Source organism: Brevibacillus sp. MCWH (genome assembly GCF_013096935.1).
GTDB classification, from domain to species: domain Bacteria; phylum Bacillota; class Bacilli; order Brevibacillales; family Brevibacillaceae; genus Brevibacillus; species Brevibacillus aydinogluensis.
Window position 1 is genome coordinate 183,986 of record NZ_SDLF01000004.1, and the last position, 24,775, is coordinate 208,760.

At 57.6% G+C, this 24,775-nt stretch carries 20 protein-coding genes; 1 reads left to right on the plus strand and 19 read right to left on the minus strand.

Annotated features, from left to right (window positions below; translation table 11 throughout):
- Window positions 1-117 precede the first annotated feature (117 nt).
- The 16 genes from ETC00_RS05355 to ETC00_RS05430 form a co-directional block, all read right to left on the minus strand.
- Window positions 118-3,201 (minus strand): efflux RND transporter permease subunit, encoded by a 3,084-nt coding sequence (locus ETC00_RS05355; RefSeq protein ID WP_171564923.1) that lies wholly within the window; start codon window positions 3,199-3,201, stop codon window positions 118-120.
- A 3-nt stretch (window positions 3,202-3,204) separates the two neighbouring features.
- Window positions 3,205-4,428: an efflux RND transporter periplasmic adaptor subunit gene (locus tag ETC00_RS05360; RefSeq protein WP_171564924.1), complete on the minus strand. Its 1,224-nt coding sequence runs from the start codon at window positions 4,426-4,428 to the stop codon at window positions 3,205-3,207.
- Window positions 4,429-4,673: 245 nt separating this feature from the next.
- Window positions 4,674-6,485: an oligoendopeptidase F gene (pepF, locus tag ETC00_RS05365; protein WP_171564925.1), complete on the minus strand. Its 1,812-nt coding sequence runs from the start codon at window positions 6,483-6,485 to the stop codon at window positions 4,674-4,676.
- A gap of 122 nt (window positions 6,486-6,607) precedes the next feature.
- The gene (locus tag ETC00_RS05370) at window positions 6,608-7,897 is read right to left on the minus strand and encodes a UDP-glucose dehydrogenase family protein (RefSeq protein ID WP_171564926.1); all 1,290 of its coding nucleotides are present in this window, start codon (window positions 7,895-7,897) and stop codon (window positions 6,608-6,610) included.
- Between the two features lie 9 nt (window positions 7,898-7,906).
- Complete coding sequence (locus tag ETC00_RS05375) at window positions 7,907-8,983, minus strand: glycosyltransferase (protein ID WP_171564927.1); 1,077 nt, start codon at window positions 8,981-8,983, stop codon at window positions 7,907-7,909.
- A 120-nt stretch (window positions 8,984-9,103) separates the two neighbouring features.
- Entirely contained in the window at window positions 9,104-9,925 is an 822-nt protein-coding gene (locus ETC00_RS05380) for a glycosyltransferase family 2 protein (RefSeq protein ID WP_371808871.1), read from the minus strand.
- Window positions 9,922-10,968, minus strand: coding sequence for a glucose-1-phosphate thymidylyltransferase (locus ETC00_RS05385; protein WP_171564928.1), 1,047 nt, complete (start codon window positions 10,966-10,968; stop codon window positions 9,922-9,924). Before ETC00_RS05385 ends, ETC00_RS05380 begins: the two co-directional genes overlap by 4 nt.
- Before the next feature lie 123 nt (window positions 10,969-11,091).
- Window positions 11,092-12,285, minus strand: coding sequence for a glycosyltransferase family 4 protein (locus ETC00_RS05390; RefSeq protein ID WP_171564929.1), 1,194 nt, complete (start codon window positions 12,283-12,285; stop codon window positions 11,092-11,094).
- On the minus strand, window positions 12,266-12,625 hold the full coding sequence (locus ETC00_RS05395) for a hypothetical protein (RefSeq protein ID WP_171564930.1): 360 nt from the start codon (window positions 12,623-12,625) through the stop codon (window positions 12,266-12,268). Before ETC00_RS05395 ends, ETC00_RS05390 begins: the two co-directional genes overlap by 20 nt.
- A gap of 202 nt (window positions 12,626-12,827) precedes the next feature.
- Window positions 12,828-13,523 (minus strand): DnaD domain-containing protein, encoded by a 696-nt coding sequence (locus ETC00_RS05400; RefSeq protein ID WP_171564931.1) that lies wholly within the window; start codon window positions 13,521-13,523, stop codon window positions 12,828-12,830.
- Between the two features lie 125 nt (window positions 13,524-13,648).
- Window positions 13,649-14,938: an asparagine--tRNA ligase gene (gene asnS, locus ETC00_RS05405; protein WP_171564932.1), complete on the minus strand. Its 1,290-nt coding sequence runs from the start codon at window positions 14,936-14,938 to the stop codon at window positions 13,649-13,651.
- 228 nt (window positions 14,939-15,166) lie between these two features.
- Window positions 15,167-17,965, minus strand: a complete 2,799-nt coding sequence (locus tag ETC00_RS05410) for a WIAG-tail domain (RefSeq protein ID WP_171564933.1) — start codon at window positions 17,963-17,965, stop codon at window positions 15,167-15,169.
- A gap of 176 nt (window positions 17,966-18,141) precedes the next feature.
- Entirely contained in the window at window positions 18,142-19,653 is a 1,512-nt protein-coding gene (locus ETC00_RS05415) for an AAA family ATPase (RefSeq protein WP_171564934.1), read from the minus strand.
- Entirely contained in the window at window positions 19,646-20,173 is a 528-nt protein-coding gene (locus ETC00_RS05420) for a hypothetical protein (RefSeq protein WP_171564935.1), read from the minus strand. Before ETC00_RS05420 ends, ETC00_RS05415 begins: the two co-directional genes overlap by 8 nt.
- 175 nt (window positions 20,174-20,348) lie before the next feature.
- On the minus strand, window positions 20,349-20,828 hold the full coding sequence (locus ETC00_RS05425) for a cell wall elongation regulator TseB-like domain-containing protein (protein WP_171564936.1): 480 nt from the start codon (window positions 20,826-20,828) through the stop codon (window positions 20,349-20,351).
- Between the two features lie 28 nt (window positions 20,829-20,856).
- On the minus strand, window positions 20,857-21,540 hold the full coding sequence (locus ETC00_RS05430; protein WP_171564937.1) for a hypothetical protein: 684 nt from the start codon (window positions 21,538-21,540) through the stop codon (window positions 20,857-20,859).
- A 133-nt stretch (window positions 21,541-21,673) separates the two neighbouring features.
- Here ETC00_RS05430 and ETC00_RS05435 point away from each other — a divergent pair, with 133 nt between their 5' ends.
- Window positions 21,674-21,835: a hypothetical protein gene (locus tag ETC00_RS05435; protein WP_171564938.1), complete on the plus strand. Its 162-nt coding sequence runs from the start codon at window positions 21,674-21,676 to the stop codon at window positions 21,833-21,835.
- 82 nt (window positions 21,836-21,917) lie between these two features.
- Here ETC00_RS05435 and ETC00_RS05440 read toward each other — a convergent pair whose 3' ends face one another.
- Genes ETC00_RS05440 through ETC00_RS05450 form a run of 3 tightly spaced genes read right to left on the minus strand, consistent with a single transcriptional unit; the run spans window position 21,918 to window position 24,765 of the window.
- Window positions 21,918-23,216, minus strand: a complete 1,299-nt coding sequence (locus ETC00_RS05440) for an amidohydrolase (protein ID WP_171564939.1) — start codon at window positions 23,214-23,216, stop codon at window positions 21,918-21,920.
- Window positions 23,217-23,231: 15 nt separating this feature from the next.
- A complete protein-coding gene (locus ETC00_RS05445; protein WP_171564940.1) occupies window positions 23,232-23,855 on the minus strand; it encodes a redox-sensing transcriptional repressor Rex in 624 nt (207 codons plus the stop codon).
- A 16-nt stretch (window positions 23,856-23,871) separates the two neighbouring features.
- Complete coding sequence (locus tag ETC00_RS05450; RefSeq protein WP_171564941.1) at window positions 23,872-24,765, minus strand: ComEC/Rec2 family competence protein; 894 nt, start codon at window positions 24,763-24,765, stop codon at window positions 23,872-23,874.
- Window positions 24,766-24,775 lie beyond the last annotated feature (10 nt).

A 24,775-nucleotide genomic window follows, 5' to 3' on the forward strand; every position in this document is an offset into this window, starting at 1 on the left:
GGACACTTTCCGGCCTCCTGGGTTGGCTAGGTGCAGGCGGCAGCCGTGGGCATGTGGATGCCAGCAGCAAGGGTCCCGGCTGGAACCCTTGCATTGCTTGCTGCCAACCGGTGCTGCTTACAGTTCGGTGGCAGGCATCTTGTTTTTCGCCTGCTGTTTGGCGAGCCGTTTGGCGTGACGGGCTGCTTTGCGGGCCAGTCGACGTTCCTTGACGCTTTCAAACAGGGAGTACAGGACCGGCACCAGGACCAGGGTGACCAATGTGTGGAAGATCAGGCCGGAAATGACGGCGGTTGCCAGCGGCGCTTCCAGATCAGACCCTTCGGCGAAAGCCAACGCCATCGGCAGCATGCCGAGAATCGCGGTCAGTTTGGTCATGATCACGGGCCGCACGCGGTCTTTCGTCCCCTGGAGAATTGCCTCCGTCAGCTCCATGCCGCGGCTGCGCAGCAGGTTGATGCGGTCGATCAGGAGAATGGCGTTGGAGACGGCGATCCCCACCAGCATGATGATGCCGATCATCGCCATTTCGCCGAGAATCCGCTGCGTCAGCACAAACCCGAGGATGACGCCGACCAGCGCCATCGGAATCGTCAGCATGATCAACAGCGGCTGGGACAGACGCCCAAACTGCGTCACCATGATGACGTAAATCAAGGCGATGACGCCCAGAAAGACGAAGAATCCCTGCGTCATGTTGGCGCTCTGCTCTTTCAATTTGCCGGCGATCTCCACCTTGTACCCGGCCGGGACAGCAAGCGCAGGCAGTTTATTCGCCACCTGGCGACCCACCGTTCCCAAATCGCTGCCCAGCAGTTCGGCGGACACGGTAACCATCCGCTCTCCCTTTTCACGGGCGATGGTGACCGGCGACTTGCTGTGCCGCCACTCCACCAGTTCGGAGAGCGGCACCTGCTCACCTGTATTGGAACTGATCATGATTTGCCGCAATTGCTCCGGATGCATCAGCCAATTGTCCGGCATTTTGGCGACCACATTTACCTCAATCCCGTCGCTCGTGATCGTCGTGACCGTCTGTTCCCCGATCATCATGCTGATCTGCTGCATCAGGGAGCGGGCATCCACCTGCATCCGGGCGAGCGCTTCCTGCTTGGGAATCAAGGTGATTTTCTCCTTGCCCTCCTTGAAATTGTTGCGGATGTTGGTCACGCCCGGGATCGTTGCCAGCATAGCTTCCACGTCGCCGGCGAGCTGACGCATTTTCTCCAGGTCATCACCGACGATATCCAGTTGGACAGGCGGCTCATTTCCCTGGCCGCCAAATGCGGTCGTGATGCTCTCAATGCCGGGAATCGCCTTGAGCCGGTCGTTGATGTCCTGGGTCAGCGCTTCCTTGTCGCGCTCCCGTTCCTTCTTCGGCTTCAGGGAGATGAACAGTTCCGTCTTCTCTTTGTTCCCGAAGAAAAAGACGTCTTTTACTTCCGGGATTTGCCGCAAAGATGCTTCCGCCGCAATGCCCGCACGCTGCGCATCTTCCAGACTGGACCCGGTCGACATGGTCATCGATGCAAACACCAGGTTTTCGTTCGTGTCAATGCTCTGCCCCATTCTGACAAAAGGCAGAAGGAACGTGGAGCTGACAAAGATGACAATGGCGAGGATGACCGTTTTCACCCTGTGGCGCAAAGCCACCTGCAGCAGTCGGTTGAACCACAGCACGATCGCGTGGTCCTTTCCTTGTCCCTCCAGTGACACGTTCTTGTCCTTGCTGAGAAACCGGTCGGAAAACACCGGGACGAAGAAAAATGCAGCAATGGTCGACGCCACAATCGCCGACGTGACCGTGAAGGCGATCGTCTGCAGAATCGGTTTCATCCAGTCTTCAAAGTCGGCAAAGACCAGCGGCAGAAAGACGATGATAATCGTCAACTGCGAAGTGAACACCGGGGTCAGCACTTCCCGCGTTCCTTTCACAATCGCCTGCTGCAGCGGCTCTCCTTTCTCCCGGAACTGATAAATGCTCTCCAGAACGACAATCGCCGCGTCGACGATCAGGCCAACCGAGAGGGAAAGTGACAGCAGGCTCACCATGTCGATGTTGTACCCGCCCCATTTCATCGCGATAAACGTCATCAAGGCGGACATCGGCAGCGTCGTGGCGATGACCAGTGTCACACGCCAGTTGCGCAGGAAGACAAACAGGATGATGATCGCCAGCGCCCCGCCGAGCAATACGTCCCGGCTGAGGTTGCTCACGGCGTGCTCAATGTAGGAGGCGGCCTCAAACATCACCTTGAGCTCGTAGCGTCCGTCGGCTTCGGCGTTGATCTGCTTCACGACCTCCTCCACGTTGCGTTGAAGTGTGATCAGATCGTGCCCTTCTGCACGCTTGACGCTGAGGTGGACAAAAATATTGCCGTTTGTCAGCGCGATCGAATCCTTTACCTTGCCGCGCAAATCTTCAACGGTGGCCAACTGGTCCAGGGTCACCGTCCCTTCCGGCGTGTCGATGTTCAATCGGTTGATCTCCTGTACGGTCGTGTACGTGTTGTCGATCATGATGACGGTGTCAAATCCGGGATTCTCCAGCATGCCGACAGCTTGTTTCCAGTTGGTCGCCTGGAGCTGCTCCATCACTGATGCGGTCGTCGTGCGGTAGGCGGCCAGCCGTTCCGGCCGCAGCGTGATGGCGATCTGATTCGCAAAACTGCGATCCGACACTTCCACTTCCTTGACCCCGGGGACGGATTCGATCCGGTCTTTGATCGCAGTTTTCGCCAAGTTGAGCATCGATTGCGGGTCCGCCCCCACCAGGGCATAGTCAATCAGGGCGTCGTCCCCGAAATTGGCCTGGGTGACGTTAACCGTGTCAACCGCCTTGGGGAATAAGTTGCGCAGGCGGCTCACCACGTTTTGCACTTCCTGCCTTACTTTGTCCCCTTTGCCTTCTTCGGCGATCACCGTGATGTTGACATTCCCGGTGGTGGTTGTGGACGTGTACTCTTTCACGTCAGGGATCGACTTGATCTCCTGTTCGATTTTCCTGGTGACCTTTTCTTCCATCTCCTCGGGCGGAAGCGATCCGCCGGAAACGTCGACGCTAATCCACGGGAAGTTTGTCTTGGGAACCAGTTCCACTTGAAAGCTGAACAGCGAGCCGAACCCGGCGATGACGATGACAAACGTGACCAGAAATACAATGAGGCGTCGCTTCAGCAGAAAGAGAATGGTCTTTTCCATGCGTTATTCCCCTTTCGCCTCCACTTTTTGCCCCTCAACGTAGAAGGTAATGCCGGCGCGCAGCAGTTGGTCGCCCGGTTTGACACCGGAAACGATTTCGATCTGATCGCCTACCAGTTGTCCCGTTTTGACTTCCCGCTTGACGATCACGCCGTTTTCCACCGCCATCACATAGTGCGTGGATTCACTCACGCCGACGCTTTCCAACGGTACGAGAAAACCGTTGATTGTACGCGGGATCTCCACTGTGGCCACCATTCCCCCGCGCCATATGCCTTTCGGATTGGGGACGGTCACTTCCACCCGAAACTTCCCGGTCTGCTTGTCGACCACCGGCGAGACGTAGGTGACGGTTCCCTCGTTCTTCTGGCCGTCTTCGCCAATGACCTGGACCTTGGCCTTCTCGCGGAACTGGTTGATTAGCTCATTGGTGACGTCCAGTGTCACTTTTACCTCCGACAAATCGACCAGATGGATGATGGATTCGCCCGGATTGGCCAATTCGCCCACCTGCTTGGAGACCTCCACCACCGTACCAGCGAACGGGGCGATGATTTTGGTGTCGTTCAGCGTCTTTTTCGCCCGCTCCACTTGACCCGCCGCCTGTTTCAGCGAAGCGTTGGCCATGGCGATGTCTTCAGGCTGAGCTCCCTTGAGCAGTTCGTCGAGGGTCAGCTTGGCGTTGTTCACGGCTAATTGCGCCTGGTCCAAGGCCCATTTCCGGTCGTTCCATTCGCTTTTGGAAATGGCACCGCCTTCGAACAGCTTTTGGCCTTGCTCATACTCCTGCTTGGCCTTCTCCAGCTGGTTCTGGGCGCTTTGCAGTTGCAAACGCTGCTGTTGAATCGCTTCTTCCGTCGCACCCTTCAACGTCTTGCTCTTGCGGGCCGCCGCTTCTTCCACCTGGCTTGCCGCCGCCTCCACTTCCTTCTGGTAGTAGCTGGCATCAAGCGAAGCCAGAAGCTGACCCTGGGCGATCTTCGCTCCTTTCGTCGCATGGATGGCCGCAACCGTGCCTCCCGTGCCAAACTGCAGGATGGCATCCCGCTTGGCTTCCACGATGCCGGTCACGGACAGCATGACGGGGTGATCCGGTTTCTTTACCGTCAACACCTGGACGACTTTGGCTTTGGCGGGCTGCTCTTCCGGCGGTTGAGCTGCCCCTGGTCCGCAGCCTGCGGTGATGACCAGCAGAGAAGCAAGAAAAATGGATGCGCGTTTGTTCACAATAATTCCCCCAAGTCTGTTACAATCATTTCCAAGGAACATTGTGCCAGGGGCCCCATATTATTCGAAACCGTCAACAGGTGGAACTTTTTCTCCTCCTCAAGACGGAGCCAACCCCGACAATGTCCCCAGAAGGGTAATACGTCGCGGATGGAAAATGATTACATCATTATTAAAAAAAGTTGGAACAAATTCGCGCTGCAGCAAAAAAACCGGGACACGCTGTCCCGGTTTTGCACATTCGTTTAGTTTGCTCCCGCCAATTGTTCCATCTCCGTGAGCATCTCGGCAAAGACGCTCAGCGCCTCGCGGATCGGCTGCGGCGAGGTCATGTCGACGCCCGCTTTTTTCAGCAGATTGAGCGGGTAGTCGGAGCTGCCGCTCTTCAAGAACTGCAGGTACCGCTCCACCGCCGGCTGTCCTTCTTCGAGAATTTGTTTGGCCAGCGATGTGGCCGCAGAGAACCCTGTGGCGTATTTGTAGACGTAGAAGTTGCGATAGAAGTGGGGAACGCGCGCCCACTCCAGATCAATCTGGCTGTCCACGACCATCTCCGGCCCGTGGTAGGCCACATTCAGCTCGCGGTAGATTTCGCTCAGGCTGTCGGCCGTGAGCGGTTCATCCTGTTCCGCCTTGGCGTGCACGGTTTTCTCAAACTCGGCAAACATGGTCTGGCGGAAGACAGTGGTGCGGAACTGCTCCAGATAGTAGTTGATCAGGTACATCCGCTGTTTTTTGTCCGTGGTCGTCTGCAACAGGTGGTGCATCAGCAGCGCCTCGTTCAGCGTAGAGGCCACCTCGGCGACGAAGATCTTGTAGTCGGCGTAGGTGTACGGCTGCGTCTGATTGGAGTAGTAGCTGTGCAGGGCGTGCCCCATCTCGTGCGCCAGGGTAAACATGTTGTTGACGTTGTCCTGGTAGTTCATCAGCACATACGGATGTGTCGTGTACGCTCCCCAGGAATACGCGCCGCTGGTTTTGCCCTGGTTTTCGTATACATCGATCCAGCCGCCGGCAAATCCTTCGGCGAGGACGCGGCCGTAGTCCTCTCCCAGCGGCCGCAGCGCTTCCTTGATCGTCTCCACTGCCTGCTGGTAGGGAATCTTCATCTCCACTTCCGGCACGATCGGCACGTAGAGATCGTACATGTGCAGTTCGTCCACACCCAGCATCTTTTTGCGCAGCGCGATGTAGCGGTGCATCAGCGGCAGGTGCTCACGGATGGTGGCGATCAGGTTGTCGTACACCGAAATGTCGACGTTGTCCGCAAATAGGGCGGCGTACAGGGCGGACGGGTATTTGCGGGTGCGGGCGTAGAACACGTCTGCCTTGACCGCAGATGTGAGCGAGGCGGCAATCGTGTTGCGGTGCTTGTCGTACGTGGCGTACAGCGCCTCGAACGCTTCCTTGCGCACACGGCGGTCCTTGCACTCCATGAACTGGACGTAACGCCCTTTGGTCAGTTCCACTTCTTCGCCGTTTTCATCGGTGATCATCGGGAATTTGATGTCGGCGTTGTTCAGCATCCCGTAGATTTTGGACGGCGCCGAAGCAATCTCGCTGACATTGGCCAGGATCGCCTCCTCCTCGGCCGACAGCGTATGCGGCTTGAAGCGGGTGATTTCGTCCAGCAGGATGCGGTAATGATCCAGTCCCGGCACCTGATTGATCCACGCTTCCAACTGCTCGGTCGGGATCGCCAGAATCTCCGGTTGTATGTACGAAATCGCTCCGTATACCTGCGTGCTGAGGGCGGTCGCCCGGTCGGTCAATGCCTGGTAGGTGCTGTTGGTGTTGTCTTCGTCACGCCGCATGCGGGCGTACACGTAAACCTGGTCGAGCGTCATCAGCAGTTCGTCCTGCAGTTTCAGAACGTCCAGCAGTTGTTGGCCGCCCTGCGACAGCGTGCCTTTCTTGGCTGCGATCTGCTCAGCCATCTCCTTTACTTTGCGGACGTCGTTCTCCCAGTCAGCGTCGCTTTTGTAGATGTCTTCCAGCCGCCACTTGTACTCAGCCGGAATCTCGCTTCGCTTCGGCAGGGTTTTGCTATTGTTCACCGCGATCACTCCCTTGTATTTTCTCTCCTTGGGGAACCCTTCCATAAGTGTATGGTAGCGCATTCTACCATTCGGTTCAAATAGCTCCGTACGCAAAAAGCTGACTTTTCTCGACGGAAAAGTCAGCTTCTGCCCACGCCGACATAGACGAAACCGGCTTTCGACAGCGCATCGGCCGGCCAGGCGTTGCGCCCGTCAAACAGCACGGGAGCGTTCATCACCGCCTTCACCTGCTGCCAGTCAAGGTCTACACACTGTTTCCACTCTGTCACCAGCACGGCGGCATCCGCAGCCTGGAGCGCTGCATACGGATCGGACGCGTACGTCACCTGAGGGAACAGCCGGGCGACTGCCGGAGACGCCACCGGATCGTACGCCGACACCGCTGCCCCTTCACGGAGCAAAACATTCAGCACTTTTAGGGACGGAGCTTCCCGGATGTCGTCCGTATTCGGTTTGAACGCCAGGCCCAGCACGGCAATCCGCTTGCCGTGCAGCGTCCCCAGCCGATCGCGCAGCCGAGCGATAAACCAGTCCGGCTGCGTCGCATTCAAATCCCGCACCTTTTCCAGGATGGAGAGAGAGACGCCGTGCTGTTTGGCCAGCTGCAGCAGGGCGATCGTGTCCTTGGGAAAACACGACCCGCCGAAGCCCAGCCCCGCCTGCAAAAACTCCGGCCCGATCCGGCTGTCCAGCCCCATCCCGCGGGCTACGGTCTGCACGTCCGTGCCCAGAACCGCGCACAGCCGGGCCAGCTCGTTCATAAACGAAATCTTCGTGGCTAAAAACGCGTTGGACGCGTATTTGATCAGCTCCGCATCGGCTCGCGTCGTGAACACGCGCGGTGCCTTTACCCCTTCGTACAACCGCTTGAGGACGGCAAACGCCTCATCCGCGTCGGCCCCGATCACGATGCGGGACGGCGAAAGCGCATCCTGTAAGGCGCTTCCTTCCCGTAAAAACTCCGGGTTGGACGCCACGTGTATCCCCCCGCAGGCGGCAAGCAGGGCGGCCACGCGATCGGCCGTGCCGACAGGAACCGTGCTTTTGATCACCACGGTGCGCTGCTTCGGCACATCCGCCTGCAGGGCGCGAATATCATCCACGGCGGCAAACAGATAGGACAGATCGGCTGAACCGTCGGCTGCTTCCGGCGTGCCAACGCAGATGAACAACACATCCGCATCGCGTGCGCCCTCCTTTAGACTGGCGGCAAAGCGAAGTGCGCCGCTGTCGATCGCCCGGGCCAACGCTTCCTCCAGACCAGGTTCGTAGATGGGGCAGATTTTTTGTTTCAAGCGGTTGATTTTCGCCGCGTCGACATCCACCCCCGTCACCCGATGTCCGTGCAAGGCAAAGGACACCGCCGTCGTCAGACCCACGTATCCCGTACCTACTACGGCTACCTCCATGCTTTCACCTCATCGCTGCTTTTTCAGTACGCGAAGATACAAGTCTTCCAGTTTTGCGCGCTGTTTCTCTATATCGTGGCGGCGCTCCACCTGTTCTCTCGCCCGGATCACCACGTCCGGCCATCGGTCCTGCTCCTTCAGCACGCGTTTGATCATCTTGGCCAGCTTGGCGACGGACCGCTCCGGCACGAGGTATCCCGTCTTGCCGTGTTTCACCAGTTCGGGAATACCTGCGTGATAGGTAGAGATGACTGGTCTGCCGACCGCCATGGCTTCCATCAGGACGTTGGGGATGCCTTCCTGATTGCCGTTTTTCGCCGTTTTGCAGGCGAGGACGAACACATGGCAGTTCGCCAGTTCACGCCCAACCTCGTGATGGGGCTGGGCGCCGCGCAGCGTAACAGCATGCTGCAGGCGGTGGCGTTTGATCAGGCGGCGCAGTTTCTGCTTCTCTTCCCCGTCCCCGACAATCGTCAGCGTCGCACGGGGATACTTGCGGCGAATGCGGGCAAACGCCTTGATCAGTGTGTCCATCCCCTTCTTTTCGGTCAAACGGCCGACGCTCAGCAGGCGAAACGCCCCGTCGACGACCGGCTGCGGAGGCTGCAGGGGAAATTTGCCCAGATCAATCCCCGAGCGGATCACGGTGATTTTTTTTTGCGGACAGCCGAGTCGGATCAGCTGCCGCTTCATGTGCTTGCTGACGACCGTAAACGCCTTTCCGTGACGAAACAGCCGCTTCAGCGCGCGGCGGTAGCGGCTGTCCTGTTGCACGCGTTTGGTCACGTCAAATCCGTGAAAGGAGGTGATCAGCGGCAGTTTCGCCTTTCGCGCATGCGGCAGCAGCTCCACTCCGGCCGTGCCAAACCGGGCGTGCAGGCAGGCAAACTTCTGTTTTTTCAGCCAGCCGGCAAGACCCTTAAACCGCCTGCGCACGTACACGGGCCAATAGGGAAAATCCTTGCGGTTGCACTGCCGCCGCGTGAGCACGACCGGCTGCACACGCTGGTGGCCAAGCAGTTGTTCGTAGATGAAGGTTTCGCTTTTCGGCAGGAATTTGCGCCGGTAAACAAGAACCCGATGCATGCGATGGCCTCCCGATTACATCTGTGAGCCGTTTTGAACGGTGCGCATGTGCTTGCGCTGCGGTTTGTGGCGGACAGACGAAGAATCCCTCCCACTGCCAACACATGGCCGGCACGGTCCTCATCTGTGTGACCGCCTCACTCGCTGCAGCTCCTTGATGATGAGATACCCGCCTTTATAGCCGTAGACGGGTTTGTACTTGCCCCCCCAGCGCGTGAGATAGTACTGAAAGGTCTCTCTGCGAAGCCGGTTCCGTTTCGATTTCATCTCCTTGTCGGTAAGCTGACCCCGGTGCTTGGTCCTGTTGTACAGCATGCGGTTGATCCACTTTACGGGATACCGTTCGATCAGCCGGAGAATCATTCGCCGGTCTTCCATGATCCGTCCCTCATACGGATCAGAGGTATCCCATCCTCCTACCTCCCGCAACGCCTCTACCCGATAGCACCGCGGCGCCACCATCCAGCGGTTGTACTGCAAAAAGTCGTATTTGTTGTGAAATTGCTTGTGGGTGATGATAAACGGATCGCAGCAGCGCTCGCGCTTGACCCGCCAGATTTTCACGTTTCCATAGAACAGCGCCGTGTTCTTCTTGTCTTTGCGGATGTATCGCTTCAGGATGGAGAGTGCCTCACGCGGCAGCCAGTCATCCGAATCCAACTGGACCAAAAACGGCGTATCCACCATCGCCAGCGCTTGGTTCATCACCTTGGAAATGCCGGAGTTCTCCTCCATCTGGAAATACTGGATGCGAGGATCTGTGAGATAGGGGGCGACCTTCTCGTACGTCTGGTCTGTAGACGCATCGTCCATGATCAGCAGTTTCCAGTCTGTACACGTCTGCTTGAGCACACTGCGGATCGCCTTGTCGATAAACGCTTCCCGGTTGTACGTGGGAATGACGACAGTGAACGTAGTGGGCTTGGGCGGCATTGTCGTCATGGCGGACTCCCCTTCGCCCTGGGCATGCGGATGGAGGATTTGTCACTGAGGATAAACACCCCACTGCTGTCCGCTCCGCTGCCGGCGAGATGGGATGAACGGCCAAACACGCTGTTGGTCACCGGCCATTCCACGTCATTGAGGGAGCTGTTTTCGAGCAGAATGCTGTTTTCAATGTGCTTGCAGTTTTTCAACTGAACGCCGTCCTGTATCGCCACATAGGGACCCAGCCGACAGTTTTCGATCCGGCAGCGCTTCCCGATCAACACCGGACCGATGATGGTGCAGTTTTCCACAATGCTGTCGCTGCCGATTTCGTGCCGGACGCCGAGCTCCTGTGTCAGCATCCAGCGGTTGGCCTCGAGCCAGCGTTCAATCGTTCCCACATCCGTATATTGTCGGTGGGTAACGGTATGGGCAATGTGATAGCCGCTGTCGATCATCGACTGGATCGCGTCTGTGATTTCGTACTCACCGCGTTTGGACGGACGCAGGGTGGCAATTGCTGCAAAAATCGGGCGGGTAAACAGGTAGGCGCCGATCACTGCGAGATTGCTTTTGGGACGCTGCGGCTTTTCCTCTACGGAGACCAGACGCTCATCCTGGATTTCCGCGATCCCGTAATCCTGCGGTCGGTCCACCTTACTCAGCATCACGACACCGTCCGCCCCGGTGCGGGTAAAGGTCTTCGTCAGCTCGTGCAAGGAATCCATCAGCAGATTATCGCCCAACAGCAGGATAAACGGTTCGTCACGCAGGAACGGCTGCGCCAGCTGCACGGCATGGGCAATTCCCAATGGTTTTTGTTGTTCAAGAAAGGTAATGGTAGCCCCAAATTGACTACCATCACCAACATATTGTGGAATTTCCTTTTGGGACGGTTGTATGACAATTCCGATATCACGCACACCCACTTCACGCAGTTTGAGTATGCAGTAATGCAATACCGGGTGATTGGCCACAGGGAGAAGGGTTTTGGGTTGGGAATAGGAAAAGGGATGCAGGCGGGTGCCGCGTCCAGCACACAAGATTAACCCTTTCACGACAATCACTCCCCAGTTGTGCTCTGCGATACTTATAAGGTATGCGGCTTTTCCCTTCCGAGCAGGGCTTACGTCCTCAACCGCAAAAGAACGGGCGACCATCCACTCCAACCGGTCATCCGTTCAGCCGATGCTGCGCAGCGGCTGCCTGCTCTGTGCCTGCTTTCGCCCTGTTCGTTTGGCGATGACTTCCTCGAAAACACGCAGATACTCCTGGGCGGTCGTGTGCCAGGAAAATTGCCTGGCTCGCATCAGCGCCCGCCTTCCCATGTCAGAACGGAAACGGGGAATCCTCCACAGCGACTCCCAGACGGAAGGAAGTTCCTGTGACCACTCCTCGGGCGGGATGAGGAACCCGCTGCCCAGGTGGTTGACCACTTCCGCGATGCCCCCCCGCGGCGTGGTGATGACTGGCTTGCCGGACGCCATCGCTTCCAGATTGACGCGGCAAAATGGCTCTTGCCATACCGACGGTGTCGCCACCACATCGCCAATCTGGTAGTACAGCGGCATCTGCGCGCTGGGTACGAAGTTGACGAAGATCACTGCGTCGCCCAGCGGAGCCGCCAGTTCTTTCAGACGGCGCACGTAGGCATTTTCGCGGTTGCTGCCGTATCCCGTCCCTCCGACGATGACCAACCGGGCTTTGGGGTCCCTTTCGAGCACGTGCCGAAACGCTCTGAGTAATACGTGCACCCCTTTTTCGCGAATCAGCCGACCCGCGTAGACCAACACCCGATGATGCGACTTCAGCCCCAACTGCCGACGCAGTTTCTTCACCGCGCGGCTTTTTCGGGCTGCCTGATAGGGGGTGACGTCCACCCCGAGGTGTACAGCGTGCACCTTGGCCGCGGGCAGCCGGAGTTTCTCAATAAAATGGCTGCGCAAATACTCGCTGTTCGTGAGTATGCCGTCTGCCAGCCGGCCTACCCGCCGCATTTGTTCTGCGCTGATCAGCGGCGGGGACGCGTAGACGTGGGAGTGCATGTTCACAACGATCGGCACACGGGGAAAATGGCGCCGCAGCGCCGGTACATAATGCGGCCGGTTTTCCACCAGAATCACATCCGGCTGCCGCTTGCGCAGATCGCGGATCACGCTGCGCAGGTATGGGCCAGGGCCGCTGTAGTCGAAGCGGACGAACTCCCGGTGTCTCTCCCGAGTGGACTCTGGGTAGTCGGGACACGTGCGGGTGTAGATCGTCACCTGATGCTGCGGCCCGAACACTTTGCTCACTTCGTCTATATCGTGCTCTACGGAGCTGCCCTTGACTGGCGGTACGGAAAACGGACCGGGGCTAATGATCGCGATGTTCATCTCGCTCTTTCTCCCACTCTTTTTTCAAGGAGAGGACGACCTGGTACAGATACTCACAATCCCGTTTCTGTTCGGCTTCCAGCGCCTTGAAACGTTCCTCCCAGGCGGCGAGCGATTGCTTCAGCTCAGCTACCTGCGCCTCGAGCTGTTCGATCCGCTCCTTCCACGTCGATTCCTCGGGCTGTTTGACCTGCTCATTCGGCGCCTGCCCTTCAAACGGAAGCAACTCCGGCAGTTTGACGGAGGTGACCCGTTCGACGGCTTCCTCGACGATGACATGACCGGAAAAGACGCCCGGCATGACCCAGTGGGGCGGTTCCCCTCGTTTTCGTTTCTCCACGGCAACATACCTCCAACCTGCGTGCCCCGGCGGCAGCGGGTCACCATGTTACCCGTCCAAACCGATGCCGCACGGGCACACGTCACGTATTTCGTAATATGGTATGAAACGACGCGGAAATGGGTACGTGTACAGCCGCGAAACGACAGCAGCCATTCACACCGGTACGTGCCCAACAAAAAAACCGCTGTGACTTACGTGCTCACAGCGGTTGCCGGTAATCGCGCGAGGGGGCCTGTCGCCGAAAACGCAGACTGTAATGCCGCGCCTCCTCCACGCTGGTGATCTGTTGTTTTTGCCACTCCAGAAGAATCCGATCGATGTAGCGGATGTGCAGTTTGCCCACGGCTGCTGCTTCCCGAAGGGCGGTCAGGATCAATTCCTCCGCATGGCCATCCTGCTCAACCCACATGTGGATCGTCTCGATTTCAAAGGGAGACAGGGGACGTCCGAAGGCCTGTTCGAACCGGCTGTACAGGTCGGTCGGCTCCTCGAAAGACGCCGCGGCCGCCTCGGCAAACGGTTCTGCCACCGAGTCGACGATGCGGGAAGCCGTGAGCTGCTCACGCCAGCTCTGGTACAACTTGCGGTACAGCGGCGTCAAATTGTACTGCTCGTGGCGCAGTCCCGTTTGCTGGTCAATGTATTCGTCAATCCTGATCCACTCTTCCTTCAACAGCTTTTGCAGCGTCTGGATCAGCCGCGCAGGCGTGAGGGACATGCGCTCTTCCAGTTCCTGCAGGGTGGGAAACCGCTTCCCCTCCTGTTGAAACGACAGCAGGTGGATGATCAGCATCATCTCCTCGTCGGACAGAGACATGCGCTTGTACATCTTCAGCAGCAGATTGGAGACGGATGTCGCGCCTTCTTGCAGCAGTTGCAAAATATGGGGGTCCATGAAACCATTCACCTCATTGACAGGCCGGTCATCCGGCAAATCCAAACAAGAAAACACCCTGCCGCCCACCGGCAACAGGGTGTCGGGCCGTCAGGCAGCCGCGCTGCCGCATAACGGTTGGGGCATTATGGGTAGAGACGGTACAGCATGCGCGGGAACGGGATCGTCTCGCGCACGTGGTCAAGTCCGCAAATCCAGGCGATCGTCCGTTCCAGACCGAGACCGAATCCGGAGTGCGGCACCGTGCCGTATTTTCGCAGATCGAGGTACCACTTGTAGGCGTCTTCGGACAGGTTGTGTTCGGCGAAGCGCTGCTCCAGCAGGACCGGATCGTCAATCCGCTGGCTGCCGCCGATAATTTCACCGTAGCCCTCCGGCGCGATCAGGTCGGCACAAAGCACCACTTCCGGACGGTTCGGGTCCGGTTTCATGTAGAACGCTTTGATCTCGGTCGGATAGTGGGTGATGAAGACCGGCTTGTCAAAGTGCTCGGCGATCATCGTTTCGTCCGGCGCGCCGAAATCGTCGCCCCACTTGATGTCGCTGCCCTTTTCCTGCAGCAGCTTGATCGCGTCATCGTACGTGATGCGCGGGAACGGAGCCACTACGTTTTCCAGCTTGCTGGTGTCGCGCTGCAGTGTTTTCAGTTCACGCTGGCAATTTTTCAGGACGGACTGCACGATATGGGAGACAAACGCCTCCTGAATGCGCAGGTTTTCTTCGTGATCGACAAAGGCCATCTCGGGCTCGATCATCCAAAACTCGATCAGATGGCGGCGCGTTTTGGACTTTTCCGCACGGAACGTCGGTCCGAAGGAATAGACACGCCCCAACGCCATGGCGGCCGCTTCCATGTAAAGCTGGCCGGATTGCGACAGGTAGGCATCCTCGTCAAAATACTTGGTGTGGAACAGGTTGGTCGTTCCTTCTGCGGATGTCGGCGTGAGAATTGGCGGGTCCACTTTGTAAAACCCGTGCTGATGGAAAAATTCAGTAACAGCGCGGATCACCTCGGAACGGATCGCCATCACGGCCCGCTGGCGCGGTGTTCTCAGCCACAGGTGACGATGGTCCATCAGGAAGTCAACGCCGTGCTCCTTGAGCGAGATCGGGTAATCTTGCGCGAGTTGAATGATGTCGATTCCGGTGACAGTCAGCTCATAGCCGCTGGGGGCCCGCTCGTCAGCGCGCACGACACCGGTTATGTACAGAGAGCTTTCCTGAGTCAGCTTGGAAGCCGCTTCCCACACTGCTTCCGGCACCTCGGCCTTAACCACGACGCCCTGAATAAAGCCGGAGCCATCGCGAAGCTGCAGGAATTGTATTTTACCGCTGCTGCGCTTGTTGTAGAGCCAGCAGCCCAGTCGCACTTCTTGTCCCACGTGCTGCCCGATCTGGGCAATGGTCGTCATCATCGGCTTGTTTTCCCTCCAATATCCCATTCAAAACAAATTCCGACTTGGTTGTAACGAATCAATTATACTATCGGGTATGTATAAATTCAATGAAAGACTGACTAGGACCAAGGTTACCGTAAAAATATTATGGTAACAAAACGCGCACGCGAAGCAACTGTCCCGCCTGCAGGTGCACGAGCGCAAAAACAAGGCCCTCCCTGCCTGAGAGGGCCCGCTTCTCCGTTGTCAGTGCTGCTCCGTCTCATCCGGATGGACGGAATATACGTTGCCTGGTTCGTTTTCGGCATCCTGCTCATCTGCGAATACGGGATGGCGGTCTGTCACGGGCGCATCTTCGGTCTGTCCGGCGTCTTCGGCGTGGACAACAGCAGCCTCCTCCGTCTGTGCCTCTGCACTCAGGTCGACGTCAGGCTCTACGTCCTTCTCCGCCAACACAATCGGCTGTTCCTCGTACAACGTCTGCGCCGTTCCCTTTTCCCCGACCGCAATCCACTGCAATACGCCAGAAGTCTCCTGGCCTTCATCGGTGCGGAACACGCTCACGACGGCATACGTTCGGTTCGTGAATTTGAGCGATGTACAACATCCCAACTGATTGCTCATGGCGATCAGGCAGTAATGGGGATCTGCATAGGGAACGTTGAGCCGGATGGTCACATCTGTCGACTTTTCCCCGGCAGCCAGGTGAAACGGAACGATTCCGAACTGCTGCAGGGTGTTCCCTTGTATGCTGCCGGATTCCAGCGGCCGAAACGACAGCTTTTCCGGTGTGACAGCACCATCGGCGAGATGCTGCGTGACGATCGCGTTTTCAGCCAAATGCTCGGCAGTTACGGCACCAGCCGCCAATTTTTCCGCCGTCACGGCACCGGCAGCCAGCTTTTCCTCTGTCACGGCAGCCGCCTTCAGATGGACAGCGGACACGATCGATTCCTGCAGATGATGAGACGCAATGCTCTTTCGCTGCAGGTGTTCGCCATGAACCGAGCCGTTGGCCAGCTTATCCCGATTGATCGACCGGTCCACGATGTGATCTGTCGACACTGCAAACACGTCCAGCTTATCGCCGTCCACGCTGCGTGCCGCCAACTTTTCCCGGGTGACCGCCTGATCGGCCAGGAATGTAGAAGTGATCAACTGCGGCTGGAGATGCTGAGGGCCTATCGCCTGCGGACGAATATGGTCGCTGTCGACGATCTGGGGAGTGAGCAGATCGCCGGTCACGCTGCCGGGAGCCAGGTGCTCACCGGTCAGGCTGCCTTTCACCACGTGCACTCCGGTCACCGAACGGGCTTCCAGTTTGGTGCCATCCACACTGCCGTCCGCCAGTTTCTCCCGGGTGACGCTGCTGTCGGCCAGCTTTTCCCCCGTCACGGCGCCTGGTAGGATGTGTTCGTTGTGCACGGATCCGCTCACCAGATGCTGGGCATGCACGGACTTCTCGGCCAGTTTATCCCAGGTGACCACGCCATTTGACAAATGACGTACCTTGATGGCCTCCGTAGCCAATTTCGCCGATGTGACGGCCCCGTCCGCCAGTTTGGGGGTGGTGACGCTCAGGTCCGTGATTTTGTCGGTGGAGACAGATTCGCTCGCCAACTTCGACGTGGTCACCACGTGATCGGCCAGGTTGTTCGTCTGGATAATGTGATCCTTTAAATGAACGTTGCTGATAATGCGCTCGCGCAGATGGACATCTTCGATTGCGCTCCTGGCCAGCTTCTCCTTGGTGATCGCCCCTTCGGCGATGTGTCTGGCTTCGATCGACTCATCGGCCACATGGACACCGTAGACGCTGCGCGGCGCCAGCTTGTCGGCTTCCACCGCCTGATGGGCCAGTTTGCTGGTGGTCACCTGCTGGTCGCCGATTTTCTTGCTGGTCACCACGTTGTCCTGCAGGTGACTGGTTTGAATCACGCCTGCCTGCAGATGGACACCACTGACAGCTCCCTTGGCCAATTTTTCGCTGGTGACACAACCGCTGTCCAAATGCTCCGACTGAACCGCGAACGGTGCCAGCTTTTGGCTGTTGACCGCCTCCGGAGCCAGATGGTGAGGGCCGATGATCAGATGGGCAATATGCTGCTCCCCAACGCAGCCCGGCATCAGGTTGACGCTGTCCACAGCACGTTCTGCCAAATGTTCGTGCAGAATTGCCCCGCGTTTGATGTGCTGGGATTCGACCGCTTCCTCGTCCAGCTTGCTTGCGGTCACTGACGCGTCCCTCAGTTTGTCGGTCGTGACTGCACCGTCCTCCAGCTTGACGGAATTGATGATGTAGTTGGCCAGATTGCCTGTTTGAATCGTGCCCATTTTGATCTTTTCCGACGTGATTGCCTGATCCTGGATCAGTTCGCTGGTGATCGCCTGTTCCTGAATGTGCTTGGTCTGGATTGCTCCCTCGGCAAACTTGATCGAGTCGATCGTCTTGTCTGCCAGCTTTTCCGAGGTGATGCTGTTGTTCATCAGCTTGTCACCGGAAATGGTGCGGTCCTGAATCATCTCACCCGTAATGACGTATCTGCCGATGTGGATGGATTGGATGGCTTCCGGGGCAATCTTGCCGGACGTGACGCTGTTGTCGGCCAGTTTGGCACTGTCGACGGCGTAGTCTTTCAGCAGGGTGTTGTCGATGCAGCCCGGCTTGATCTTGGAAGCGTCGATCGCCCGGTTCGCAATCTTTTCGGTCGTCACTGCCTGGTCGCTCAGATCGTCCGTGTAGACAAAGGAATATTCTTGCTCCTGCTTCCGCTCCTTGATGATCTTGGAGAACGTTGTTTGATTGGAGGAAACGTTTTGTGGGGGCACATTGTGCAGGGGCGGAATGACGTCACTGCTTTTGTTGGTGATTGTGAACGATTTCGGCTCAAAATCCTCGTAATCGTCTTCATCCGTCAATTCCGACTCCAGCCGTTCGAGCCAGACCAACTCTGATGTCTGCGGCAGAAAGGGAATCTCGAACGACTCATTCTTCGAGCGTTTTCCCAAGGATTTGTGCTGTTTTCTCCGGTTTACTTTTGCCATTGGGTCTCCTTCCCTTCTGATGTCACTCCCATGTGCTCTTGTAGGATATTCAACACGGGCGGGGTTGGGTACCCTGTCCTGCAAAAAAAGTCGAGACGACAACTGGTCTGAACAGCGGAAAACCGGCACGGCCTGTTCCCTGCCAGAGATTGTAGAAACACAAAAAAGCCGGCGGATCAAACCGCCAGCTCCTTGGACGATTGCCGGGCTTCGGCCAGCAGGCGGCGGAACGCATCGCCATGCAGCACTTCCTCTTCCAGCAGCGTGTTGAGGCCAATCTGGAACACGGAGTCGAACTTGCGCAGCAGCGCGCGCGTCTTCTCCAGCAGTTCCTCCAGCAACCGGTTTACTTCTTCGTGAATGTGCGTTTTGTCTGCGAATTGCAAATGGACAATCCCCAAGCGGGACATCCCGCTTTGGACAATCTCCGTCGCCATGTTCAGCGCCTGCTCAAAGTCGTTTTTGGAGCCGGTGCTCCGGCCGCCGTAGTAGATTTCTTCGGCAACGGCGCCGCCCAGGCAGACCATGATCTGCTGTTCCAGCGCTTCCTTGGTATACAGGTAGCGATCCTCCAGCGGATTTTGACGGACGTACCCCAACGCTTTGCCGCGAGGACTCAGCGTCACCTGGGAGACAGAACCCGGGCGCACGTGTTCGCTGACGATCGCGTGTCCCAGTTCGTGCAGCGCCACCCGTTTCTTTTCTTCCAGGGACGCTTCCCGGTCCACTTTTTCCCCCAGCATGACCTTGTCCACCGCCAGCGCAAAGTGGCGCGCCTCAATCATCTCACTCTGGTCGCGCATGGCGTAAATTGCTGCTTCATTTGCCACGCTCTCCAGCTGCGCGCCGGAGAAGCCAAACGTCTCCTGCGCCACTTTGTCCAGCGAGACATCGGAAGCAAGCGGCTTGTTGGCGGTGTGGATCATCAGAATCTGCTCGCGTGCAGTCTTGTCTGGCAGATCGACGCTGATGTGCCGGTCAAAGCGTCCGGGACGCAGCAGAGCGGGGTCCAGCATGTCCTTGCGGTTGGTCGCGGCAATCAGCAGGATGCGCGGCTTGTCGCTGGTGGCGATGCCGTCCATCTCGGTCAACAGCTGGTTCAGCGTCTGGTCGTATTCGCGCTGCTGCTGACCGTCGCGCTTGCCGCCGATCACGTCAATTTCGTCGATGAAAATGATCCCGCTGTCCTGACCGTTCTTTTCCGCCAGTGCTTTGACTTCCTTGAACAGATCACGAATGCGCTGAGCACCCACCCCGACGTACATCTCCACAAACTGGGAACCGGACGCAGCCAAAAACGCGGAATTGGTGTAATTGGCAGCCGCTTTGGCCATCAGCGTTTTCCCCGTCCCCGGGGGACCTGTCAGCAGCACGCCTTTGATCGGGCGAATGCCGTACTGCTCAATTTTGTCCTTGTGCACGAGAAAATCGAGCGCTTCTTTCAGCTCGTTTTTGGCCCGCTCCTGTCCGCCGATGTCGGCGAACGTCACGTTGGAGGCGGGTACAGCGTGTTTGCTCGGCTGGGACTTTCCGCCAAACGGAAGTTTTCCCTGATTCTGCCGCACGATCAGAAAATACATGGCCGTCAAGACGGCGGCAAACAAGAGAAACGGTGTAATGTTGACACCGAGAAACAGCAGAAAAATCAGGATGCCGGGAACCACGCCGATCAAGATTTCCTTACCCATGCATCGTCACCTCGTTTCCGGCCGAACGGGGAATGATCGCGTAGAAGTCGTCCTTCCCCTTTTTCAAGTAGACGTAGACGTTGCGGTCGTCCATCAGTGCGGACGCTTCATCCAGCCGATGAGCGGTCTTCCACTCCGTCAACATCTGCGGAATGCGGCTGTATTGATGCAAATCCAGCGCTTCCGTAAAGGAAAATAACCCATCCATCCAAATCTGTTCCAGGTCTTGCGAATCGTTGTCCACGTCAACTTCCACCGTCTTGCCCCGAGCCAGGTCGGCAGTTTCCTGGAGCAAGCGGCGGTATTCCTGCGGGAACAGATCCGGGCGGGTCACTTGCAGCTTTATCTCAATGCGATCCTTGCTAACATCCAAGTGCGTCAGTTCCGCTGACTTCATCTGTCCGATATGGGTACGAAGCGGTGTTTCCACTTCCATTTTTTGGTATAAAAACCAACCACCGAACAGGAGAGTGAGCGTCGCCAGCAGCGAGAGGCCAATTGCACGTTTTCGCAGTTGCACAGCTACTCCCCCTTTTGTTGTATTGTGCGCTCAGTCAACGGTTCCAGTATATCACATCCGTATAGCGTTTTTTGTATGCAGATGTTGGATACCCGGCCCCGAGCAGAACGGCAAAAAGGCCTTTTTCACTTGGAAAAAGGCCTTTTGAGCGTACATCTGTACATCTGCATCCGGCCTACGCCGGCGAGACGATATAAGAGGTGAGCAGCTTGCCGCTGAACAGGTCGTAGTGGAGATAGTGAAAGCGGCCGTCGCGATCCTGCAGGGTGACTTCCCAGAAGCGGCTGTTTTCGTCCAGCCCCGGGACGATGTGCAGCACCCGCGCATCGGGAAAGCCTTTTTTGACTGCCTCTTCGACACTTTCCCGGCTGACCGCCCTGTCCATCGTGTCAAACACGGCCTTGTCGGCGGTCAACCATGCGACTACCGGTGTTCCGACCTTGTTCTTGCCCAGCACGACGGCGTAGGACTCTTTGCTGCGGTATTCGTCAATCACATCGATCTCGGTGATCGTCGTCCGTTCCTGTACCCACTGCCGCACCTGGTCTTCGAAGTCGTGCCGTTTGCCCACGACCGTGGACGTCAAGTGATAGGCGGCACCCAGGGTGACCACCAGACAAACGGCTACAGCCCCTATTATGATTCGTACCAACACAATGACAATCCCCTTTATCCTCCATACGTTACAGCCGGAAGCGAAGCTGGTCCTGCTTCGTGCCGGCCGGCGTCTTCATTTGCAGCAGTACGTCCAACTGCCGCAATTCCCGTGTCGCACCATCGTACCACACATGGTAATCGACGGAAATCTGGCGGGCCATTTCCGCCTCCTGGATGGGAAATGACGGTCCCAGCCACGTCGCCAAAAGCGAGCTGACCTCTTCAGCCGGGATGGACAAGCGGTACCCCTGCCACGCCCGGTTGGAGGGGTCCGACACGGCTAGCGGCGTGACCGAGTGCAGGTGAGCTTTCAACAGTGCCGCATGCTCGTGGGGCGTAAACAGGGCATAGGGCAGCGCTGTGTGGTCCTGCACCTGGCCATCCACGCTCACGCTGACATCCTGTCCGCTTCGCCTAAGTTCCATGTGGTGACCGTCAAACTCCCCGCTTACTTGAAACTGCTGTCCCTGGTAGCGTCCGCTCAGGACGTGATCTTTGAGCAATACTTCAAACGGCCTCTCCTGTTGCCCGGTGAGCTGGTCCAAGAGAGCGGCCACGACCGTCCGATCCGCTTCCGCACGTTCCGCCTCCGCCATGATGGTCACCTTCCCGTCGTGCCGGTTGTGCAGCGCCCCCAGCGACACGCCAAGGAAAAACAGGCCGAGAAAAACAGGGATAAGCCACCAGAGCTGCTTGGGCCGGACGTACATGTCCTTCCCCTCCTGTCCCGTTTTTCCTTACCCTATGTGCGGCGGGAAGGTTTTAGAACGCTACGGAAAACTTGCTAAACATACCCCCGGTCGTCCCGGTCATACTACAGATACACCCCGAGGAGGTGAGCGCGTGAAACCGTCGCAACGAACGACATCTCCTGACGTGCTAGGGTATCTGCTCCAGGAATACCGCGTCTCCTGGGCAGCGTTGTCGTCGCCGCTGAGAACCTTGACCCACTCGCCCACACTTAAGTTCCGCCACGCCCCGCTTACGGACGTGTGGAAAAAATGAGCGTGGCATGGCGTCCAAACAAAACTTCCCCTACCTACACCTACGCTCCCCTTCTCCTGTCACTTGCCCTGACAGGAGACTTTTACCGTTTCAGCGTTTGGAACACGCGGTTTGCTTCAAAAATCACGCGCTCCTCGTCCACAGTCAACAGCTCGCGGTTGCGCATCAGGAACCGGCCGGCTACGATCGTGTCGGTCACGTCCCGGCCATTGGCCGCATACACCACGTGGGAGACCGGGTTGTGAGCGGGATGGAAATGGGCCTGATGGCTGTCCAGGACGATCAGGTCGGCCTGCTTGCCAGTCTCAATCGACCCAAGCGCATCCGGCTGGAACACGCCATCCGCCCCGTAGCGGGTAGCCATGCGCAGCGCTTCTTCCGCCGGAACGGCAACGGGATCGTAGCTCACTCCCTTGTGCAGAATAGCAGCCAGCTTCAACTCTTCAAACAGGTTCAGGTTGTTGTTGCTGGCGGTGCTGTCTGTACCCAGCGAAACGCTGATCCCCTTCGCCAACATTTTGGGAACCGGCGCCACGCCGCTGGCCAGCTTCAGGTTGCTCACCACATTGTGGGAGACTTTCACCTGATAGTTTGCCAATACATCTATTTCTTCATCCGTCAAATGGACGGCATGTGCTACCAGCGTCGGACGGCGGAACACGCCCAGTTTTTCCAGGTGGGCGACCGGACGAAGGCCATAATCCTGCTCGTTTTGCCCCACTTCCCACTTCGTTTCCGACATGTGGATGTGAATCGGCAAAGCAAGCTCTTCTGCCCGTTCCACAATTTGCATGATAAATTCCGGCGGGCAGGTGTAAGGCGCATGGGGTGCAAGCATCGTGGTGATGCGGCCGTCCGCCTGATTGTGCCAGTTTTTGGCAAAATTGGTGGCCTCCTCAAGTTTTGCCGCCCGCTCTTCCTCCGAGCAGAGGCCGATCATGCCGCGGCACAGCCGGGCGCGCATCCCGGTTGCTTCCACGGCTTTCGCCACTTCGTCCATGTGGTCGTACATGTCGACAAACGTTGTCGTCCCCGTGCGAATCATTTCAATCAGCGACAGGTATGTGCCCCATTTCACATGGTCGCCGGTAAACTGCGCTTCCAGCGGCCACATTTTGTCTTCGAGCCACTGCTGCAGCGGCAGATCGTCTGAGTATCCGCGCAACAGCGACATGCCCGCATGGCCGTGCGTGTTGATCAGGCCCGGCAGGACGTAGTTGCCCTTCAGGTCGATCACCTCGTCGTAGCCGGACACATCCTCAGGCGTCGGCCCAACGTACGTAATCGTGCTGCCGGCAAACGCGACGGCCCCGTCATGAATCACTTCGTTCTGTTCGTTTACGGTGATCACGGTGGCGTGAGTCAAGATCGTCTGTTTCATCGTACCACTCCGTTCTTACGTTAGATAATAAGCCAGGCTTTGCAGACTGGACGTCACATCCGCATAGTGGATGCGCACCTCTTTCTCCGTCCGAATGGTCGTCGGCGCGAAGTTGAGAATGCCTTCGATCCCCGCCTCGATCAAGAGATCGGCCACTGATTGTGCGGCGGCAGCCGGGACCGTAATGATCGCCAGGCGAATGTGACGCTCCTTCACCGTCTCTTTCAGCTCTTCCAACGGCTGGATCGTGATCCCTGCGATCTGCTTGCCCTGCTTGGCCGGATCGCTGTCAAAAATCGCCGCGATCCGTATCTGATCCTTCAGGAACGCATTGTAATTGCTGATGGCATGGCCGAGATGGCCGGCTCCGACGAGCGCGACGCGGATTTCCTGATCCAGTTTGAGAATCTGGCGGATTTTTTCCACCAGGTAGTTGACGTCATAGCCGATGCCTTTTTTGCCGAAATCGCCGAACGCGGCTAAATCTTTGCGGATTTGGGCGGGGTTGATGTCCAGATTTTTGCCCATCTGCTGGGAGGATACCGTCGTCACGCCCACTTGCTGCAGATAGCTCAAATAGCGCAGATAGATCGGCAAACGGCGAACAACCGCTTCTGAAATTTTTTCACTTTTGGCCACGTACGGTCCTCCCTCCTTACGTTTTTCGCTTGACGACACGGTAATCGCGGCCGTTGGACAGAATCGTGATCGTGCCGTGCTGGCTGGTGATGAAGGTCTCCGCCCATGATTCCCCCAGTCGTTCCAGCACTTCCTCCTGGCTGTCTTTCAGCTCGTTTCGGGACTTGCCGGTCAGAATGACTGCCACCTGCGGGTCCACCTTGGAGAGAAACGGCTGGGAAGAGGCCTGATTTCTCCCCTGGTCGGCCACCTTCAGCACTTCCGCCTTCAACTGCCCGCCGTACTGCTCCAATAGGCGCTCTTCCGCCTTTTCATTGATGGCGCTGGCGAAGAGAAAGCGAAGCTGGCCGTGTCGCAGCCGGAATACCAGGGAATTGTCCTGCGGAGACAAAAACAGCGGTTCGCTGGGATGAAGCACGTCCAACACCACGTCGTTGTCCAGTCTGATCGCGTCGCCGTCCGCGACGGGCAACAGCTTCTTGTCCCCTTTGAGCGGGACAAACCCGCGAATCGACGGCTCGATCAGACGGGGCAGAATGACCGTATCCACCAGCATCCGGTCACTGAGGAAGGCAAAGCCTCCCGCTTGTTCCGGCTGATCGTTGGTCACGACGACGTAGTCCAGCCGCGTCAGTTTTTGCTCGGACAACAAGCCAAACAAGACGGGCCAGTCTTCCGCGCTTCCCGTGTCGACCAGCATGGTCTTTCCGCTTGGCAGTCGGATCAGCGTGCTCTCGCCATGCGGCAGGGCGAGAAAGTGGATCACCAGCCCGACAAATTCGCGTTCGTCGTCGCTGGCGTAGGGGTCCTCCACCTTCACCGCGTTCTGCAAATGACTGTCGATCGAACAGCCGGCGAACAGCACGACGCACAGCAGCAGCCAACAAGCCTTACGCGTAATCCCCAGCATTTATTCTATC

Coding starts and splice junctions, on each gene's coding strand:
- ETC00_RS05380 (WP_371808871.1), bottom strand. CDS start 9,925: ATGACGACAATGCCGCCCAAGCCCACTACGTTCACTGTCGTCATTCCC.
- asnS (WP_171564932.1), bottom strand. CDS start 14,938: ATGATGACGACCATTGCCCAGATCGGGCAGCACGTGGGACAAGAAGTG.
- ETC00_RS05375 (WP_171564927.1), bottom strand. CDS start 8,983: ATGCATCGGGTTCTTGTTTACCGGCGCAAATTCCTGCCGAAAAGCGAA.
- ETC00_RS05410 (WP_171564933.1), bottom strand. CDS start 17,965: ATGGCAAAAGTAAACCGGAGAAAACAGCACAAATCCTTGGGAAAACGC.
- ETC00_RS05370 (WP_171564926.1), bottom strand. CDS start 7,897: ATGGAGGTAGCCGTAGTAGGTACGGGATACGTGGGTCTGACGACGGCG.
- ETC00_RS05400 (WP_171564931.1), bottom strand. CDS start 13,523: ATGGACCCCCATATTTTGCAACTGCTGCAAGAAGGCGCGACATCCGTC.
- ETC00_RS05390 (WP_171564929.1), bottom strand. CDS start 12,285: ATGAACATCGCGATCATTAGCCCCGGTCCGTTTTCCGTACCGCCAGTC.
- ETC00_RS05430 (WP_171564937.1), bottom strand. CDS start 21,540: ATGTACGTCCGGCCCAAGCAGCTCTGGTGGCTTATCCCTGTTTTTCTC.
- ETC00_RS05450 (WP_171564941.1), bottom strand. CDS start 24,765: ATGCTGGGGATTACGCGTAAGGCTTGTTGGCTGCTGCTGTGCGTCGTG.
- ETC00_RS05355 (WP_171564923.1), bottom strand. CDS start 3,201: ATGGAAAAGACCATTCTCTTTCTGCTGAAGCGACGCCTCATTGTATTT.
- ETC00_RS05440 (WP_171564939.1), bottom strand. CDS start 23,216: ATGAAACAGACGATCTTGACTCACGCCACCGTGATCACCGTAAACGAA.
- ETC00_RS05415 (WP_171564934.1), bottom strand. CDS start 19,653: ATGGGTAAGGAAATCTTGATCGGCGTGGTTCCCGGCATCCTGATTTTT.